This is a genomic window from Renibacterium salmoninarum ATCC 33209, assembly GCF_000018885.1.
Taxonomy (GTDB): domain Bacteria; phylum Actinomycetota; class Actinomycetes; order Actinomycetales; family Micrococcaceae; genus Renibacterium; species Renibacterium salmoninarum.
In genome coordinates, this window is sequence record NC_010168.1 from 57,409 (window position 1) to 73,778 (window position 16,370).

A 16,370-nucleotide genomic window follows, 5' to 3' on the forward strand; every position below is an offset into this window, starting at 1 on the left:
ATCCGCGACCCGCCTGCACTAGGGCGTAATCGGGTCCGATGTGGACGGATCTGGTCATTCGTACCCGGCTTAGCCGCGCATATCCCGCAAGGCGTCAATCCGCTTCTGCCGCGATGCTGGCGAATCTAAGCTGAATGAGCGGAAATCACCCAGTTCATCGCGAATATAGCTCTCTACTTCCGCGAGGCGTTCTTTCACGGCACGGCTGGGTTTCCGGAAGGTCCACGCGACAAGCTCCTGTTGGCCCGGATCATATTGCCACAGCCCAATAATGGTGCCACGATCAAAAATTGGATGATCGGGTAAATCCGCCTGCAGAGCTAACGACTTTTCGCCAAGAATCGACTTTTCCGCGTCCTCGGCGGCCAGCAGCTCGGCGGAGTTACGCTTGAGCAAGGCAATGCCATCAGTGCCGGCAAGCAACTGGATCTGCTCCTCGGTTGGCGGCTGGAAATCCTCGAAGGATTCGCGGTCGGCTGGGAGCTGCCACACCCCGTCGTGCTCAATTGCACCAACGTCCGCGAGCGCCGCTTTGGACTGCGCAACGGTGAAAGCGGTGAACCATTGACTTTGTTTGAGCGTCGCGCCACCGGTCCAGGCCAGATACTTAGCCATTATTGCGTTGCGCGCTTGATCATCACTGAGGTTACTCAAAGGCAAGTCCCAAGCCAGATAAGAGTATCGCTGCTGATCTAGCCGACCGTTGCTCGGTACTCGCCGGATTCGGCCTTGGGTCTGCAGCGTACCCAAGGCTGTAGGCAGCGTGGTGGCGGCACCTTTTCGTTTGCCCTCCTCACCAAGGTTGCGCACGGCGTCACCCAGCTCAGTTTTGAGCCGTTGCGGGTCTAGTGGGCCGCTGTTGTTGAGGGTTTTCAGCACCGATTCCGCGAGCACCTCAATCTCTGCCCGAGTGACGCCAAGTTTTTCCACCACTTTGATTGCGGAGTTATTGGCGCCTTTACCCAGTTGGAGCGCCCAGTCGAAATCCTTGGCGTCCAGGACTATAGGTGCAGCCGCGAACCACCGGAAGTTCATGAATTTCGACGGCGGCCACCGCGGCATCCACTTCAGCACGGTGCAGACCTGCGCGGGCAAAGAGTCCGAGGTAGGGATTCGCGCCGCCCACTGAGCGGGCCCAGCCGCTGCGGTTCAGCACTTCCGAAGCGGACTGACCGGCGAGTGAACCGTCCAGTCCTTGTTTGTGCCAGGACCAAGCGCGAAGTTTTGCTGTGCTCATGGGCGTATTGTTCCACCATTTTGGGTGGATGGGTTGTGTGCCGTAGAGTATTCGGGTTGGTGACGTGTCCGAGCGGCCGAAGGTGCAACACTCGAAATGTTGTTTAGGTGAGAGCCTAACGTGGGTTCAAATCCCACCGTCACCGCCACGATAAAAGGCCCCCGGTTTCCTTGTTAAAAAGGAAACCGGGGGCCTTTTGCTTTGCCCGATCTCAGCCGAGTCGGATCAGGCGTTCTCAACCTTTGCGTAGCCTGCACGTATTTCGTCGAATGCGTCATTGTCCCAAGGCGCTGGGTGCCCGGAAAGCGCTGGCTCAAGCCGATCGAGCGAATGGTGCAGACCCACTATGTCGCCACGCTCAATAGCCATCTCCACATTTTGATTCGGGATGAAGTAGGTAGCCAGCAGCCTGGTACCTTCCGGCGTCGACTCAAGCTCCCAGCGCATCCAAGCCCCCGGGCTGGCGTGGGTGTGCTCAAGCAGCCTTGGCACCTCAAGGCCAGTGATGGTGAACTCAAAAGTTGGGAAGTCTGTGTCTGGCCAGACAAATACCAACTTGCCGCCCACGCGAAGATCGACAGTGATCTCCGCAGTGAACGGCGGCCACCAGTCGCTCAGACGAGCGGGTTCGGTAATTGCCGCCCAAACATCTTCGATGGAGAACGCAAGCAAGCGGTCAAAACGAACGAGGCCGCCTTCAGCGGTGCGCTCGATGCTGCCATTGGCACTGTGGCTCATGATGACTCCTTTGTTGATTGATTGTTAGATATTGGTCTAATCGGTTGAGAGGTGCGTTCTAGATGTTGTTCCAAGGCGTCTAAGCGGCCAGCCCATTCCAGCCGATACGGCTCAAGCCACTGATCCAGCTCTTTCAATGGTTCTGCGCGCAGACGGTAGAGCCGGCGTTGCGCATCTTGGCGCACCTCAACAAGCCCCGAGTCTCGAAGCACTTTGAGGTGCCGGGAAATGCCTGGTTGGTGCATTCCGACAATCTCCACAAGATCGCCAACCGATCGCTCACCCGTGCGGATGGCATCGAGAATGCGTCGCCGAGTTGGTTCGGCAATAGCTTCTAGCACGCTGTTCGATCTCATGATCGTTAACATACTCCAAGTCATATATATACACAACCATATGTATGATTCAATGATCAAATACTCAATAAGCCTTGCAGTACAGGACCAACTATCGGAGGCACCTTATGAGAATTCAACGCACAAGCATCTTCGTCGAGGACCAGGAAATGGCGCTGCAGTTTTACGCAAATATTCTTGGGTTCGAGAAAAAATTTGATGTCCCGCTCGGTGAAAATCGCTGGCTCACCCTAGTCTCACCGGAGGATCCGGACGGCACTGAACTGCTGTTAGAACCGAACCGTCACCCGGTAGTCAAGGCTTACCAAGAAGGCCTCGCAGCGGAGGGCATCCCGTGCGCTGCTTTTGCCGTCGAAAACGTCGTTGCGGAATTTGAGCGCTTAACTGCTCTGGGCGTGCGCTTCCAGCAAGATCCCCTCGAAATGGGGCCGGTCACCACCGCAGTCTTTGACGACACTTGCGGAAATCTGATTCAGATCCTGCATAACAACTGAGGCGCAAGAGACTCGCCATTCGATCCGGTTTAAATCGGCTAAAATCTATCCGGCGACCCGCTACGAATCGCTATTGATCAGTTTTGATTTCCCAGCGAATGACGAGAGGAACCGGAGATGCCTAAACCCGCCCCTTCCGGCTCCTGCGCAGCGGCGTTGTTGCCCTCAGCGCCCTGTTCATTGCGGGCGGGGCGCACATCGGTGCCGGTGGCCAACTGCCGGCCCTGCCGATTCTTGCCGCAATGGCATCCTTAGTCCTTTTACTCTGCGTGCTCCTTGCCCAATGGAAACTTACGACGCCGGCCATGCTGGCAGTGTTGGCCGCAAGCCAGCTTGCACTTCACCAAGGTTTTGAATGGTTTGCGATCGGCCCGATGTCCGAGGTGACGCCAGCATTGGGGCACCAACACGGGATGCCTAGCCAAATTCCAGATCTAGCGATGCCAGAGCATCTTGCTAATTCTGGCGGCGTTTTGATGCTCATCATGCACTGCGCTGCTACCGCAATGACCGCGTTATTACTTGCTCGTGGCGAAGCAGCTCTGCGGGCGTTGGCAGCTTGGCTACGCCCACTGATCGAGCGCAAACTGCCAGTTTTTGTGCCGCTATTCCGCCGCCCGGACAGCACACCGCGGAGCATCGAAAAACCGCTGCCGGAATGCTACTTGAGTTTGCATCGCTGGCGGGGGCCGCCGTCGCACTGGATGACATTCAAACTTTCCTGATTCCGCCTGGTCGGCGGATAAAACTTGAATCCGCCTTATTTGGCGCACCCAGAAAGCTACTCACATGAAAAAGAACTCCCAGAAGACTGCCTTAAAAACCACGATGGTCGCAGTAGCGACCGCGGGGCTGATGGGCCTCGGTGCGGCGGCAGCGTCCGCACACGTGAGCGTCAGCGCCTCCAGCACCGCTTCGAATTCCTACTCGCTACTGACCTTTAGCGTCCCGCACGGCTGCAGTGGTTCCGCGACCACCAAAATCGCGATTTCACTGCCGGAAAATATTGACGACGCAACCCCTACCGTGAACCCTAATTGGGTTGCCAGCAAGGTCACTACCAAGTTGGCTCAACCGAAAACCTTGGAAAATGGCAGCCAGGTGACCGAAAAGACCAGTCAGGTCGTTTACACGGTGAAAACCCCCTTGGACCCGGCGCAACGCGATGCCTTGGTGCTCTCGCTGAAACTCCCAGATGCCAGCGGATCTCAGCTGAACTTCCCGGTTCTGCGAAGCTGCGAAAAGGGTGAGACTAACTGGGCGCAAACTGTACAGCCCGGCCAAGATCATGATGCGGTCAAAGATCCCGCACCATCGATCACCCTGACGGCCGCCGCTGCGGAAGATGCGCACAGTGGCCACAGTGCACCGACCCCCGCTGCCGCAACTCAAGATTCCGGATCGCAAGCTCCTGGCTGGATCGGGCTAGGGGCCGGAATTGCCGGGTTGTTATTGGGTGCATTTGCACTCTTCCGCACCCGTAACAAAGCTTCGAAGACGTTGGACGCCTAGCTGAACCACGATTGGGGTCGGTCACAATCCGGCCCCAATCGGCCAATCGCCCGGCTAGATGATTGACTAGGGCACCGGTTAGCAGCATCGTGTTGGTATGCCATCATCAATCTCATCGCGCGCCCTTTTCGTCACTGGAACGCTAGCTCTGCTCAGCGTTGCGACACTAGCTGGCTGTGCACAGCCAGCGCCGCAAAATTCGCCAAGCAACAGCTCGCCGTCGGCATCAAGTCCCAGCCCGACGACGACGCCGCCTACCTCGAGCGCCCCCTCCAGTAGCGCTGTTGCCGGCCCCGCGCTGTGCACTGCGGCGATGCTCAGCGGCACGATTGGTGACGGTGGGGCCGGAGCTGGACACGTATTCATGAAAATCATCGTCAAGAATTCCTCGGATAAACCCTGCACGATTGACGGCTACCCGGGGGTATCACTCGTTGGGAATGGCAATGGTACGCAATTAGGAGCAGCAGCTGATCGCGATCAGAACAAGCCATCCAAAGGACCAGTTCTGCTTGCAGCCGGGCAAAGTGCTACTGCCGATCTGCAGTACTCTCAGGCGTCTAACTACCAAAGCGGCTGCAGTCAGTCACAGGCCGATGGCCTAAGGGTCTACCCGCCCAGCGCCACGGATGCGCTCTATATCGCCCAACCGCTCACTGCGTGCACCGAGAACGCTGTGGTGTTGTTGCAAATCGGCGCTTTCATGGCGGTCTGACAAATCAGGCTTAACTAGATCCGTCAGGCTGCCCAACTCCATTGGCCGTCGCGGCGTTCGTCTGCCGTGCAACATAGTGTGCAAGCGCATTGCCGCAATCACGCAAGCGACTGCGGAAATACCTTGCAAGATGCCAGAAAGCACCGGGGCCGGGGCAAAAAGCGCCAAAAGTGCGCTTACCGAACAGATTGCTCCGACGGTGACGAGGATTCGAGCCTGCTCTACCCGGCCATACCAAGCAAGCCCGATGCCAAGCACTAACCAACCACCCAAGCCCCGAAACGGTTCAATTGCGCCGCCAAAAAGGACGCCGAACTCAACTCCGCAGGCCAAATATAAATAGGTTTTCGCAGTACCTGTCATTGCTGGCTTACGATTCAAAAACCAGAGCCAGGTAACAAAGGCCAAAATCATTGAACCAACGGCATAGTGCAAGGCAATGAGCGAGCTATTTGAGCTGGTGCTCAAATCGGCCGCCGCACCACTGAGAAACAACAAAGCCAACACCGTTAAGGGTAGCCAGTTGTTCCCTACATGCCGCGATTCCACGGCTATTCCATCTCCCACATCGTCCCCACGAATGATTGCTTTGCACCGGTCTTTGCCGAACCCTGGAAATATCGCGGGGCGTCAGTATTTTGCCGTTAGCTTCAGATTACCTCGCGGCGCCGACAGTGTGTTGCGGACACACCGCAGGAGTGTTTCTGTCAGTGCAATACGCAATGATGGTAGCTATGAGCAATTCTGCCCTTGACCTTTTCAGCGCGCCAACTCGCGCCTGGTTCGAGGGCGCCTTTTCGCAGCCGACGCCGGCTCAAACTGGCGCTTGGCAGGCTATTGCAAGCGGCGCAAATGCCTTGGTGGTCGCGCCCACTGGTTCCGGCAAAACGCTAGCGGCGTTCCTCTGGTCGCTAGATTCGCTCATCAAAGCGCATGCGGAGGTCGCCGCTTCTGAGCGGATTGGCACTCAGGTGCTTTACATTTCTCCGCTCAAGGCCTTGGGCATTGACGTCGAAAGGCATCTGCGCGCTCCACTGATCGGTTTGCGGCAAAACGCCTTACGGCAGGGCGCCGAAGTTCCAGAAGTCAGCGTTGGGGTGCGAAGTGGTGATACTCCCGCCAATGAGCGCCGGAAATTACTTAGCCATCCACCAGAAATCTTGATCACCACTCCAGAGTCACTTTTTCTGATGCTGACATCGCAAGCAAAACAAACTTTGAAAACGGTACGTACCGTGATCATCGACGAGGTCCACGCGGTTGCTGGCACCAAACGCGGCGCTCATCTGGCAGTTTCCCTCGAACGGCTAGACACCTTGCTCACCGGGTCGGAAGGTACTGGCAAAGCTGCCCAACGCATCGGACTATCCGCAACGGTTGAACCGCTCAGCACCGTTGCTCGGTTCCTGTCCGGCGAAGCGCCGTGTGAAATTGTGGCACCACCGGCGTCGAAAACCTGGAATCTGCAGGTCACGGTACCGGTGGAGGACATGTCAGACCTCGCTTCAGCTGCCGCTGCGCACGACCTTGGGCCGGCCTCGGGGCTGCAACCCAATGCCTCAATCTGGCCACACGTGGAAGAACGAATCGTGGACCTGGTGTTAGCGAATCGCTCAACCATCGTCTTCTCTAACTCTCGACGTCTTGCTGAAAGGTTAACCGGCAGGCTCAATGAGATCTACACCGAACGCATAGAGGCTAAGGAAGAAAACAGCGCTCCGCTGCCGGATTCGCCCATGCCAGCGCACATCATGGGCCAGGCAGGTAGCACGGCTGGCAGTGAGCCAATACTTGCGAAGGCCCATCATGGTTCGGTCTCCAAAGAACAGCGCGCGCTGATCGAAGATGATCTGAAGGCTGGCAGATTGCGCTGCGTGGTGGCCACTTCTAGCTTGGAACTCGGCATCGACATGGGCCTAGTGGACTTGGTTATCCAAGTTGAATCACCACCCAGCGTCGCCAGCGGTTTGCAACGAGTGGGCCGAGCTGGCCACCAAGTCGGTGAAGTATCGCAGGGTGTGCTGTTCCCAAAACACCGCGCGGACTTGGTACACTCCACTGTCACCGTGGAAAGGATACTTGCTGGCAATATCGAGCCGCTTTTCATCCCCGCAAATCCTTTGGATATCTTGGCGCAGCAAACCGTTGCCGCAACAGCCCTAGGCAGCCTGGATGTTGAAGAATGGTTCAGCACAGTTCGACGCAGTGCACCCTTTTCCGCGCTGCCTCGATCTGCGTTCGATGCGACCTTGGATCTACTCGCTGGGCGTTACCCCTCCGATGAATTCGCGGAGCTACGCCCGCGCATCGTCTGGGATCGCAACGCCGGCACCATCACCGGCAGGCCAGGGGCACAAAGGCTCGCCGTCACTTCTGGGGGCAGAATTCCAGATCGCGGGCTCTTTGGCGTCTATCTAGTTGGCGCTGAGGAGGGAAAAAATTCACGCCGGGTGGGCGAGCTCGACGAGGAAATGGTCTACGAGTCCAGAGTCGGCGACGTTTTCGCTTTGGGCGCGACCAGTTGGCGAATCGAAGACATTACACACGACCGCGTGCTGGTCTCACCCGCATTCGGCCAGCCTGGTCGATTACCCTTTTGGAAGGGCGACTCCTTAGGCCGCCCCGTGACACTGGGCCGCGCCATCGGCGCCTTTATGCGCGAGGTCTCAGCAGCATCACCAAAAGTGGCCACCGAGCGTTGTGCCGCGATTGGCTTGGACAACTACGCAACCGGGAACCTCCTCGGTTATCTATCTGAGCAAGCCGAGGCTACCGGCGTCGTACCTGACGACCGGACCTTGGTCATCGAACGTTTTCATGACGAATTAGGCGACTGGCGAATTGTGCTGCACAGCCCCTTTGGCATGCCAGTCCATGCCCCCTGGGCACTCGCGGTAGGCGCAAGACTTCATGAGCGCTACGGTCTTGATGGCTCAGCTATGGCGGCTGACGACGGCATAGTGCTGCGGGTGCCGATGATGGACGATGAGCCACCGGGCGCTGAGTTGTTCATTTTCGACGCCGACGAAATCGAACAGATTGTCACTGACCAGGTGGGCGGATCGGCACTTTTCGCTGCCAGATTCCGCGAATGCGCTGCGCGTGCGTTGCTTCTGCCCCGTCAAAACCCCGCAAAACGATCGCCGCTGTGGCAGCAACGGCAGCGCTCTGCCCAGCTACTCGATGTAGCCAAAAAATACCCAACCTTTCCGATTATCTTAGAAAACGTGCGGGAATGCCTGCAGGATGTCTACGATCTGCCAGCGTTGAAAGATATTGCCAGCGCAATTGCTCGGCGTGAGCTTCGGATGACGGAAACTACCACCCAGCAACCATCACCGTTTGCTCGCTCGCTGCTCTTTGGCTACGTGGAAAGTTTTCTTTATGAAGGCGATTCACCGCTTGCCGAGCGGCGCGCAGCGGCGCTCTCACTCGACCCCGCACTACTTTTAACGAGCTACTTGGCCGAGCAGAGCTGCGCGAGCTCTTAGACCCACAAGTTATTGCTGATACCGAGGCCGAGCTGCAAGGTCTGGCAGTCTCACGACAAGTTCGAGGCGTAGAAGGCGTCGCCGATCTACTCCGACGGCTTGGGCCGCTTTCGGAACAAGAAATCACGGCGCGGCTTAGCGCAGAAACCGCCACCACAGAGCTGGTCAGCGCCGAGGTGGCGATTACCGAATTAGTCAAAGCAAATAGGGCATTTACTAGCAAGATCGCCGGCCAATCGGTACTACTTGCGGTAGAAGACGCCGCTAGAGTGCGTGATGCGCTTGGCCTCCCACTACCGATGGGCATTCCGCTGGCGTTCATTGAACCAGTTTTGGACCCGCTGGGAGACCTAGTCTCCCGATATGCCCGCACACACGGGCCGTTTCTCACCTCGGAAGTGGCCGCGAGATTCGGCTTGGGCGTTGCGATTGTCCAGTCCGCTTTAGACCGGCTTGGCGCCGATGGTCGAGTAGTGCAAGGCGAGTTCCGGCCAATTGCTACGCAGGGCGGTGCAACCGGGCTGGAATGGTGCGATGCCCAGGTTCTGCGTCGCATCAGGCAACGTTCACTGGCCGCGTTGCGCGCCGAAGTTGAACCCGTTGATCGCGCGGCCTACGCTAGGTTCCTGCCGGCTTGGCAACACATTAATTCCTCACTCCGTGGTCATGACGGCGTCCTCACGGTGATCGATCAACTTGCAGGTGTACCGATTCCGGTCTCCGCCGTGGAGCCCTTGGTTCTGGCCGTGCGGGTGCGAGATTATTCGCCGGCCTTATTGGATGAGCTGATGGCCTCCGGCGAAGTGCTGTGGTCTGGAGCAGGTTCGCTACCAGGTAATGACGGCTGGATTTCCTTACATCTGGCAGAGTCTGCCGCGCTCACGCTAAGCCCCGCCGAGGACTACATGCCAGGAGCGCTTGCCTTACGAGTTCAAGAATTTCTCAGCTCCGGAGGTGCCTATTTTTTCCAACAGTTACGTCTGGGCCTCAGCGACACTGAATTGCCCTCCAATGAAGCGCTCACCTCAGCACTCTGGGAACTAGTCTGGGCTGGCAGGGTAGGAAACGAAACTTTCGCTCCGGTCCGCGGCATGCTCGACGGCGGGCACACCGCGCATAAGCAAAAGGCAAGGACGCCTCGGCTACGGCCCGGACGTTTACCAGGCGCCCAAGGTGCTGGGCGCTACGCGGGTCTGAGTAGACCGGCGACGCCAATGGGTTCGCCTATGGTCGGTGGCCGTTGGAGCAGTTTCGCCGTTGCCACCGAGGTGTTAGAGCCGACCGTTCGCGCGCACGCTATGGCGGATACTCATGGACCGCTACGGGGTAGTCACGCGCGGCTCGGTTGCCGCGGAGGGTCAGCCAGGCGGATTCGCCTTAATGTACAAGGTGCTCTCCCGCCTTGAAGAACAAGGTAGAAGCCGCCGCGGCTACTTTATTGAAAAGCTTGGGGCGGCTCAATTTGCCGTGCCAGCTACCGTCGATCGGCTACGGACCTTCGCTACAGATTTCTCGGCAGAGCAGCTCTCTCTCCGCACTGGCCTTGGCTGCAACAGATCCAGCAAACCCATATGGGGCAGCATTAATTTGGCCCAGCCTAGAAGGCTCCGGTCATAGACCAGGGCGAAAAGCTGGGGCGCTGGTGGTACTTGTCGACGGCGAGCTGGTGCTTTACATGGAACGGGGTGGAAAAACCGTGCTTTGTTTCGCCACTGAACCTGCCGTAATTGCCGCAGCGGCATCCGCACTGGTCAAACTCGTGAAACGCGGTGCGGCCGAGCGGCTTGCCATCGAAAAGTAAACGGTGGCGAGGTGCTAGGGACCTTACTAGCCAGCGAATTGCTTGCAGCAGGGGCGTATTCAACTCCACGCGGGGTGCGGATCCGCGCCTGAGGGAGATACTGTTTGGTGGCAAGCACAGCAGCTCGACCTTGTTTTGCACGGAATAAGAACTACATCGCAGCGATTTTCGCGTACCGGCCTACGCCACTGTTGACCTAGCCGGATACCGAGTAGAAAACGTCAAAGCCCGCGGCAGACATCTGCTCATTGAGTGCAACTCCCCTGCTGAAAACACTGCGCTGATCCATTCACATCTCAAAATGGAAGGCAGCTGGCACACTTATTCTCGCCAGGAAACCTGGCGTCGCCCAACTTACACTGCCCGCGTCATCCTGGAGGCCGCAGAAGCAGTAGCAGTTGGGTTTTCGCTGGGATTTGTCCACGTGGTCAAGCCGGATGAACTCGATCTGGACTATTTGGGCCCAGATTTGCTGGGACCTGACTGGAACCCGCTAGAAGCCCGGAACCGACTTAGCGCCCAACTTGGCCGACCAATTGGCCTGGCATTGCTCGATCAACGGAATCTGGCCGGCATCGGAAATATTTATCGGAACGAATTGTGTTTTCTGATTGGCGCACATCCGCTCAGCGCAGTCGAAAAGGTTGACCTAGGCCGGGTAGTTGAGCTTGCTAAACGGCTGCTTGAAGCGAACAAAAATCGAAAGCAACGCAGCACCACCGGAGGTCCCGCCCGAGCAGATAATGCGAGCTGGGTTTATGGACGAGCTCGACAACCTTGCCGTCGTTGTGGGTCCCTCATTAGAGAAGACGAACTTGAGGGCCGAGTCATCTACTTCTGTCCGCGATGCCAACCCTTAGCCAACTAAACTAGTCCGGTGATGGAATCTCCGCTCCCGGTGCGCAACGGCGTCAACGCGACCCGGCTCAGGCTGCCTGAAGAGGGTCCCTGGACGACGGCGATGGAATACGTTTTGGATCGCTTCAACCATGTGGACCCGCAGGGTGTAGTGGATCGTTTTGAACGCGGCGAGGTTCAAGGACTTGGCGGTGTGGTCATCACACCGCAGACGCCCTTGGCTGAGCACACTTTCCTTTGGTACTACCGCGAGCTCCCAGTGGAAAATCGGCTCCCAGTAGAACTGGATGTTTTGCACCAAGACGATCATCTGGTCGTTATTGATAAACCTCATTTCCTGCCGACAACGCCAGGCGGCATGTATGTTGCCGAATCCGCACTGGTGCGGTTAAGGGTGCTTTTAGATCTACCAGACCTGGTGCCGATCCACCGTCTAGACCGGATGACAGCAGGAATTCTGCTCTTCGCAGTCAATCCACAAACCCGAGGAAAATACCAACTGCTCTTTGAGTGCCGCCAAGTTCGCAAACATTATGAGGCCGTCGCATCCGTGCGTGAGGATCTGCAATTGCCGCTGACCATCCGGAGCCGACTGTACAAATCACGCAGCTATCTACTCACTCAGGAGCTTGCCGGTGAGCCCAACGCAGAAACTCGAGTTTCATTGGAACGGTCTTGGCCCAGTGCGGACGGCCCCCGCGGCCTTTACCGGCTTGAACCACATAGCGGCAAAACTCATCAATTACGCGTGCACATGGCCGCGCTAGGAATGGGCATTCTCAATGACCCGTTCTATCCCGTGTTAAGCGAACAAGCACCCGATGATTACCAAAAACCACTGCAATTACTGGCACGCAGCTTGGAATTCACTGACCCGATTTCCGGGCACGATGTGCAACATCTCAGCCGGCTAACCCTCCGCGAAGTCGTTTGACCCGCCGCGAGTACCCCTAAACAGCTCAACTAACAAAAAGCCACTTGCCACGCTCGCGTCGCAAGGTGGTCAAGCGGCCAGTGATGGCAATTTCTTCAATCGCGCTGCGCAACTTTGCCGAGGCATCGCTCGCCCGCAGATTTTCGTCCTCGTCAGTGCTCGCCTCCACCAGAAACCGCAAGGTAATCACTGGAACTCCGGCCACGACGTCGAGCGAATTGGCTTCAACAAGATGGATTGAGCCTAAAGCGGCAACCGCGGTACTCATCACCGCTTGTGGCTGATGACCGGGAAGCAGGCCTTTGATCTGGAGGACTGCGCGGAAAGAGGGCATTTGTCCAGATTAGCCTGCGGCACCGACGATTTTTCAAAGGAATAGCTTCCCAGCACCAAGAGTTAGCTACAGCATGACCTTGAAATCTTGGGAAGCCTTTCGCGCCGAACGAAACCGAACCTTGCCCGCACCGCACGGCTGGCTGAGTCTTACATCATTTCAGTGGCTCCCGGAGACAGCTGCCACCCTGGACTTGATTCCGGGCGCTTGGCAAGCCGACGAAAGTGGGGCAACGGTCACCGCGCAGGCCGCAGACGGACTCATCCTGATAGCCGGTAATGTTCCGATCGACGGCACCATATCGGCAAAGCTAGCCGAAAACGAGTCACTCAATTGGCTACGAATTGGTTCAGTCGTGATCGAACTTGCCGTGCGCGGCGGCAGTTACGCAATCCGCACTAGGGACTCCAGCGCAGCCACGCTTCAATCGTTCGACGGCGTGCCCACTTTTAGTTACGACCCGAGTTTTGCGCTCAGTGGGAGCTTCGAGCCCTTCGATGCGCCTACACAACGCGCCATTGCCAGCGCCAATCCACGGGTACCGGCCAGTGTTGAGCTAGCCGGCGAAGTTCATTTCGAGCTTGCGGGCGAACATTACCGCTTGCTGGCTCAGGACACTGATGATGGCTACCTGGTGAATTTCAAGGATTCCACCAACGGAACCGAAACTGCCGGCTGGCGGTTCCTCAACGTCAGCAAACTCGAGGACGGCAGACTTGATCTTGATTTCAACTATGCCTTGAACTGGCCCAGCGGTTTCTCTGCTTTTGGCACCTGCCCACAGCCGGTGCCGGAAAACTCTCTGCCGGTGCGGATCGAAGCTGGTGAAAAGCTGCTCTAACCTTCGAGTAGCGAGTACGCTGCTGGCAGCCGAACCACCTGCGCCGCCGCTGTCATCCCGGCGCCAAAGCCAAAAAATAGCGCGAGCTGGCCAGGTTGGGCACGCCCAGAGGCTAAAAGTGCCGCGGCAGCCAACGGGATTGAGGCACTAGAGGTATTTCCCATGGTGGACACATCATTGGCTAAAATCGCGCCGCTGAAGCCCAAACGTTTCACCAGTTCCTCGGTAATACGAAAGTTCGCCTGGTGCGGTACAAAGACTTCAATTTCTTTGCCGGCGTTTTTCAAGGCTTTGTCAATAATCGATGAACTATTTTCAATAACCCATCGAAATACACCTGCTCCCTTCATTGAAGAACTAGGCCAAATAGGTGGGCTGGAATCAAAGGCATGCCGCAAATTTCCTTGACTCATACCAATAAGGTCATGTTTCGTGCCGTCGGGATACATTGCAGCGGGCCAGATCGTGCGGTTTGCTGCGGCCGAGATCAGCGCGGCCCCGGCACCGTCGCCAAAGATTCCGGCAGTGTTCGGATCCTGATAATGCAACCAAATACTCGTCTGCTCGGCAGCAACCAAGAGGATCTTCTCCGCACCACCGCCGCCTATCAGCCCACTTGCAACACTCATGCCATAACAAAATCCGGCGCAAGCGGCACCAAGGTCGAAGGCGCCTGCATTTTGCGCCCCAACCTGCTGAGCAATCAGCGGGGCCAACGGTGGCGACTGCACCACTGAACTCTCGGTGGTCACAATGACCAGATCAATTTCCTCCGGTAGAGCCCCCGCGGTTTGGACTACCTCTAAAGCAGAACGAGCGGCCATTTCTGCGACAGACTGTTGCGTATGACGCCGAGAATCAATTCCGGTTCGCCGCTTTATCCAACCTTGCTTCTACCTGAATTCCGGCGGAGAGTTTTTCATTGAAAACAACCCCGGGCGGTCGGTATCCAGAAATAGCAAGCACATGGGGGTGCATGCCATGAATCTTATCGAGATAAAAGCCCGTCCGTTGGCACCGCCGCCATATTAGACAATTGCGGATAAACCGGTTATTGAACGGCCAACAATGAGAGTATTAATCTCAAACGATCCCTCGTAAGTGAAGATTGCCTCAGCGTCTGCAAAGCACTTCGACATGCGGTAATCGGAGACGATGCCGTTGCCACCCAAAATCGATCTACCTAGAGCCACGGTTTCACGCATTCGTTCCGTGGTGAACGCCTTCGCCAAAGCCACTTGGTCCATGCTCATAAAAGGCAAAGAGGTCAACTGAGTCATCATCGACAATGAGGCCGTGGCATTTCCAAGCATTTTCACCAACTGGGCCTGCACCAATTGGAACGACCCAATGGGCCGGCCAAACTGCTCCCGCTCAACCGCATACTTCCTGGCGATCTCGAATGCGCCCAATTGCTGTCCAACAGCTTGCCAAGCCACCATCACTCTGGAACCTTGCAGCAGGACATTAGTGTCTTGGAATGAGTTGATTCCCGCGAAACGGTCAGCTTCACTGACGCGAACTTTGTCCAGCTCGATATGGGCGTTCTGCACCGTTCGCAGCGCAATCTTATTATCAATTTTGACTCGGCTGACGCCCGGGAGCGAGGTGTCCAGGATAAACCCGCGCACCCCGCCGCTTTCTGCGTCTTTGGTCCAGAGCAGCATGTAATCGCAAAAAGTCCCGTTGCCAATCCAACGTTTTGCCCCGTTGATGACCCATTCGTCGCCGTCTCGGAGCGCCGTCGTCGTCATTCCGCCAGCAACGTCAGAACCATGTTCTGGCTCCGTCAATGCGAATGCCCCGGTAGTCCGCAGCGCGAGCGCGTCGGCCAAATAACGCGATCGCTGATCGTCAGTGCCAAAGAGGTAAAGGGACTCTACGAAAAGATCGTGGTGAACCAAGAAGAAGGTTGCCAGCGAGGTGTCTACTTTGGTGATTTCCACAATGACTAGGCCAGCAAAAAGCGGGCTATAACCTTGCTGAATAACAGTAGAAAGACCAAGCTTGGCCAGATCCGGCAGAATATGCGCCGGGAATTCGGCATCATTCCACCACTGCACACAATAGGGTGCAACCTGCTCGGTCAAAAACTCGCGCAGCTGCGCCAACTTCTGCTGTTCGAAGCCGGTCAGCCTCGATTCAAGATGGTAAAAGTCGGCGCTGGGCAAGCTGCGTTCGGGCACACTCATTTAGGCTGCATCCTGATTGCGCCGTCCAAGCGAATGGTCTCGCCGTTGAGCATGGCATTCGCAATGATGTGTTCCACTAAGGCCGCATACTCATCGGGCTGACCAAGCCGGGACGGGTGCGGGATTTGCGCGGCCAAGGAATCTTGCGCGTCTTGTGGCAACCCGGCCACCATCGGCGTGCCAAAAATACCGGGCGCAATGGTCATCACCCGGATGAGCGAGCGGGCAAACTCTCTGGCAATGGGTAGTGTCATTGCGGCAACCGCACCCTTTGAGGCCGCATATGCTGGCTGCCCAATTTGTCCGTCAAAAGCAGCCACCGAGGCGGTATTGACAATGACGCCGCGTTCGGAAGTGTTGAACTCGCCAACTACGGGCTCGTTATTCGCCATGGCAGCGGCTGCGAGTCGAAGCACATTTAAGGTGCCAACCAAATTCACTTGGATCACCCGGTTGAACGCCTCAAGCGGCAGTACGCCGTCCCGGCCCAAGACCTTTCCTGGCGTACCGATTCCGGCACAGTTGACCACTACGCGCAAGGTTCCAAGCGTCGAGGCAGCGGCGACGGCTGCCTGTACCTGCGCCTCGTCGGTGACGTCCGCCCCAGCAAAAACAGCGCTGTTCTCACGACTGGCGTTAAGTTCGGCGGCAACTTCGGCACCATGAGAGCTAGGCAAATCAACAATGACGACGGCGGCACCACCGGCATGCAGTCGCCGGGCCGTGGCCGCACCCAAGCCCGAGGCACCACCTGTCACCAGGGCCACCACGATTTCAGAGTTCAAACCGCTAATCTTCATGTTTCCTCCTCATCGAGTTCCGTTAATGCATACTAACCGAATTAACAGCTCTGACGCAGAGCTACCC

17 protein-coding genes, 1 tRNA gene and 2 pseudogenes are annotated in these 16,370 nt (G+C 57.0%); 10 read left to right on the forward strand and 10 right to left on the reverse strand.

Features of this window, described 5'->3' with window-relative positions; genetic code table 11:
- Window positions 1–69: 69 nt before the first annotated feature.
- Both RSAL33209_RS00275 and RSAL33209_RS18320 read right to left on the reverse strand, forming a co-directional pair.
- Complete coding sequence (locus RSAL33209_RS00275) at window positions 70–1,035, reverse strand: DNA glycosylase AlkZ-like family protein (RefSeq protein ID WP_233494234.1); 966 nt, start codon at window positions 1,033–1,035, stop codon at window positions 70–72.
- A complete protein-coding gene (locus RSAL33209_RS18320; RefSeq protein ID WP_233494235.1) occupies window positions 959–1,237 on the reverse strand; it encodes a hypothetical protein in 279 nt (92 codons plus the stop codon). The genes RSAL33209_RS00275 and RSAL33209_RS18320 overlap by 77 nt, the downstream gene beginning before the upstream one ends.
- 58 nt (window positions 1,238–1,295) lie before the next feature.
- Here RSAL33209_RS18320 and RSAL33209_RS00280 point away from each other — a divergent pair.
- Window positions 1,296–1,385: transfer RNA gene (locus RSAL33209_RS00280), tRNA-Ser, on the forward strand.
- 77 nt (window positions 1,386–1,462) lie between these two features.
- Here RSAL33209_RS00280 and RSAL33209_RS00285 read toward each other — a convergent pair.
- On the reverse strand, window positions 1,463–1,975 hold the full coding sequence (locus tag RSAL33209_RS00285; RefSeq protein WP_012243530.1) for an SRPBCC family protein: 513 nt from the start codon (window positions 1,973–1,975) through the stop codon (window positions 1,463–1,465).
- Window positions 1,972–2,331: an ArsR/SmtB family transcription factor gene (locus RSAL33209_RS00290; RefSeq protein WP_049759034.1), complete on the reverse strand. Its 360-nt coding sequence runs from the start codon at window positions 2,329–2,331 to the stop codon at window positions 1,972–1,974. The genes RSAL33209_RS00285 and RSAL33209_RS00290 overlap by 4 nt, the downstream gene beginning before the upstream one ends.
- Window positions 2,332–2,438: 107 nt before the next feature.
- Here RSAL33209_RS00290 and RSAL33209_RS00295 point away from each other — a divergent pair, with 107 nt between their 5' ends.
- From RSAL33209_RS00295 to RSAL33209_RS00305, 3 genes are all read left to right on the forward strand, one after another.
- Window positions 2,439–2,825 carry a VOC family protein gene (locus tag RSAL33209_RS00295; protein ID WP_041684225.1) on the forward strand — a complete coding sequence of 129 codons (387 nt, stop codon included), beginning with the start codon at window positions 2,439–2,441 and terminating at the stop codon, window positions 2,823–2,825.
- A 242-nt stretch (window positions 2,826–3,067) separates the two neighbouring features.
- A complete protein-coding gene (locus RSAL33209_RS00300; RefSeq protein WP_012243534.1) occupies window positions 3,068–3,550 on the forward strand; it encodes a hypothetical protein in 483 nt (160 codons plus the stop codon).
- Window positions 3,551–3,614: 64 nt separating this feature from the next.
- Entirely contained in the window at window positions 3,615–4,337 is a 723-nt protein-coding gene (locus RSAL33209_RS00305) for a YcnI family copper-binding membrane protein (protein WP_012243535.1), read from the forward strand.
- Window positions 4,338–4,415: 78 nt separating this feature from the next.
- Here RSAL33209_RS00305 and RSAL33209_RS18325 read toward each other — a convergent pair whose 3' ends face one another.
- Window positions 4,416–4,703: a hypothetical protein gene (locus RSAL33209_RS18325; protein WP_233494236.1), complete on the reverse strand. Its 288-nt coding sequence runs from the start codon at window positions 4,701–4,703 to the stop codon at window positions 4,416–4,418.
- Here RSAL33209_RS18325 and RSAL33209_RS19890 point away from each other — a divergent pair.
- Window positions 4,651–5,052 carry a DUF4232 domain-containing protein gene (locus RSAL33209_RS19890; protein WP_411740989.1) on the forward strand — a complete coding sequence of 134 codons (402 nt, stop codon included), beginning with the start codon at window positions 4,651–4,653 and terminating at the stop codon, window positions 5,050–5,052. The genes RSAL33209_RS18325 and RSAL33209_RS19890 overlap by 53 nt on opposite strands.
- On the opposite strand, the gene RSAL33209_RS17350 is transcribed toward RSAL33209_RS19890, so the two are convergent.
- Window positions 4,939–5,601: a hypothetical protein gene (locus tag RSAL33209_RS17350; protein ID WP_145962023.1), complete on the reverse strand. Its 663-nt coding sequence runs from the start codon at window positions 5,599–5,601 to the stop codon at window positions 4,939–4,941. The genes RSAL33209_RS19890 and RSAL33209_RS17350 overlap by 114 nt on opposite strands.
- Window positions 5,602–5,774: 173 nt before the next feature.
- Here RSAL33209_RS17350 and RSAL33209_RS00320 point away from each other — a divergent pair.
- The 4 genes and pseudogenes from RSAL33209_RS00320 to RSAL33209_RS00330 all read left to right on the forward strand — a co-directional run bounded on the left by RSAL33209_RS00320 (window position 5,775) and on the right by RSAL33209_RS00330 (window position 12,136).
- Window positions 5,775–10,436, forward strand: a pseudogene (locus RSAL33209_RS00320) (ATP-dependent helicase).
- A gap of 143 nt (window positions 10,437–10,579) precedes the next feature.
- A pseudogene (locus RSAL33209_RS19450) lies at window positions 10,580–10,672 on the forward strand (Fpg/Nei family DNA glycosylase); the annotation flags it as partial.
- Complete coding sequence (locus RSAL33209_RS00325; RefSeq protein ID WP_012243542.1) at window positions 10,646–11,212, forward strand: zinc finger domain-containing protein; 567 nt, start codon at window positions 10,646–10,648, stop codon at window positions 11,210–11,212. The pseudogene RSAL33209_RS19450 and the gene RSAL33209_RS00325, both read left to right, overlap by 27 nt.
- A 12-nt stretch (window positions 11,213–11,224) precedes the next feature.
- Window positions 11,225–12,136 carry a pseudouridine synthase gene (locus RSAL33209_RS00330; protein ID WP_041684231.1) on the forward strand — a complete coding sequence of 304 codons (912 nt, stop codon included), beginning with the start codon at window positions 11,225–11,227 and terminating at the stop codon, window positions 12,134–12,136.
- Between the two features lie 25 nt (window positions 12,137–12,161).
- Here the strand turns inward: RSAL33209_RS00330 and RSAL33209_RS00335 are convergent, their stop codons facing one another.
- Window positions 12,162–12,470 (reverse strand): hypothetical protein, encoded by a 309-nt coding sequence (locus tag RSAL33209_RS00335; protein ID WP_012243544.1) that lies wholly within the window; start codon window positions 12,468–12,470, stop codon window positions 12,162–12,164.
- A gap of 73 nt (window positions 12,471–12,543) precedes the next feature.
- On the opposite strand from RSAL33209_RS00335, the gene RSAL33209_RS00340 reads away from it, so the two are divergent.
- Window positions 12,544–13,311 carry a DUF1684 domain-containing protein gene (locus tag RSAL33209_RS00340; protein ID WP_012243545.1) on the forward strand — a complete coding sequence of 256 codons (768 nt, stop codon included), beginning with the start codon at window positions 12,544–12,546 and terminating at the stop codon, window positions 13,309–13,311.
- Here the strand turns inward: RSAL33209_RS00340 and RSAL33209_RS00345 are convergent.
- From RSAL33209_RS00345 to RSAL33209_RS00355, 3 genes are all read right to left on the reverse strand, one after another.
- On the reverse strand, window positions 13,308–14,192 hold the full coding sequence (locus tag RSAL33209_RS00345; RefSeq protein ID WP_080503721.1) for a ketoacyl-ACP synthase III: 885 nt from the start codon (window positions 14,190–14,192) through the stop codon (window positions 13,308–13,310). The genes RSAL33209_RS00340 and RSAL33209_RS00345 overlap by 4 nt on opposite strands.
- Before the next feature lie 147 nt (window positions 14,193–14,339).
- The gene (locus RSAL33209_RS00350) at window positions 14,340–15,503 is read right to left on the reverse strand and encodes an acyl-CoA dehydrogenase family protein (protein ID WP_012243548.1); all 1,164 of its coding nucleotides are present in this window, start codon (window positions 15,501–15,503) and stop codon (window positions 14,340–14,342) included.
- Window positions 15,500–16,303 carry an SDR family NAD(P)-dependent oxidoreductase gene (locus tag RSAL33209_RS00355; protein WP_012243549.1) on the reverse strand — a complete coding sequence of 268 codons (804 nt, stop codon included), beginning with the start codon at window positions 16,301–16,303 and terminating at the stop codon, window positions 15,500–15,502. Before RSAL33209_RS00355 ends, RSAL33209_RS00350 begins: the two co-directional genes overlap by 4 nt.
- Window positions 16,304–16,370 lie beyond the last annotated feature (67 nt).

Bases quoted from the DNA above. Each gene is read 5' to 3' on its own strand.
- RSAL33209_RS00325 (WP_012243542.1), top strand. From the start codon at position 10,646: ATGGAAGGCAGCTGGCACACTTATTCTCGCCAGGAAACCTGGCGTCGC.
- RSAL33209_RS00285 (WP_012243530.1), bottom strand. From the start codon at position 1,975: ATGAGCCACAGTGCCAATGGCAGCATCGAGCGCACCGCTGAAGGCGGC.
- RSAL33209_RS00305 (WP_012243535.1), top strand. From the start codon at position 3,615: ATGAAAAAGAACTCCCAGAAGACTGCCTTAAAAACCACGATGGTCGCA.
- RSAL33209_RS00300 (WP_012243534.1), top strand. From the start codon at position 3,068: ATGGCATCCTTAGTCCTTTTACTCTGCGTGCTCCTTGCCCAATGGAAA.
- RSAL33209_RS00290 (WP_049759034.1), bottom strand. From the start codon at position 2,331: ATGAGATCGAACAGCGTGCTAGAAGCTATTGCCGAACCAACTCGGCGA.
- RSAL33209_RS00275 (WP_233494234.1), bottom strand. From the start codon at position 1,035: ATGAACTTCCGGTGGTTCGCGGCTGCACCTATAGTCCTGGACGCCAAG.
- RSAL33209_RS00350 (WP_012243548.1), bottom strand. From the start codon at position 15,503: ATGAGTGTGCCCGAACGCAGCTTGCCCAGCGCCGACTTTTACCATCTT.
- RSAL33209_RS18320 (WP_233494235.1), bottom strand. From the start codon at position 1,237: ATGAGCACAGCAAAACTTCGCGCTTGGTCCTGGCACAAACAAGGACTG.
- RSAL33209_RS18325 (WP_233494236.1), bottom strand. From the start codon at position 4,703: ATGAATACGTGTCCAGCTCCGGCCCCACCGTCACCAATCGTGCCGCTG.
- RSAL33209_RS00355 (WP_012243549.1), bottom strand. From the start codon at position 16,303: ATGAAGATTAGCGGTTTGAACTCTGAAATCGTGGTGGCCCTGGTGACA.
- RSAL33209_RS00335 (WP_012243544.1), bottom strand. From the start codon at position 12,470: ATGCCCTCTTTCCGCGCAGTCCTCCAGATCAAAGGCCTGCTTCCCGGT.
- RSAL33209_RS19890 (WP_411740989.1), top strand. From the start codon at position 4,651: ATGCTCAGCGGCACGATTGGTGACGGTGGGGCCGGAGCTGGACACGTA.
- RSAL33209_RS00340 (WP_012243545.1), top strand. From the start codon at position 12,544: ATGACCTTGAAATCTTGGGAAGCCTTTCGCGCCGAACGAAACCGAACC.
- RSAL33209_RS00330 (WP_041684231.1), top strand. From the start codon at position 11,225: ATGGAATCTCCGCTCCCGGTGCGCAACGGCGTCAACGCGACCCGGCTC.
- RSAL33209_RS00295 (WP_041684225.1), top strand. From the start codon at position 2,439: ATGAGAATTCAACGCACAAGCATCTTCGTCGAGGACCAGGAAATGGCG.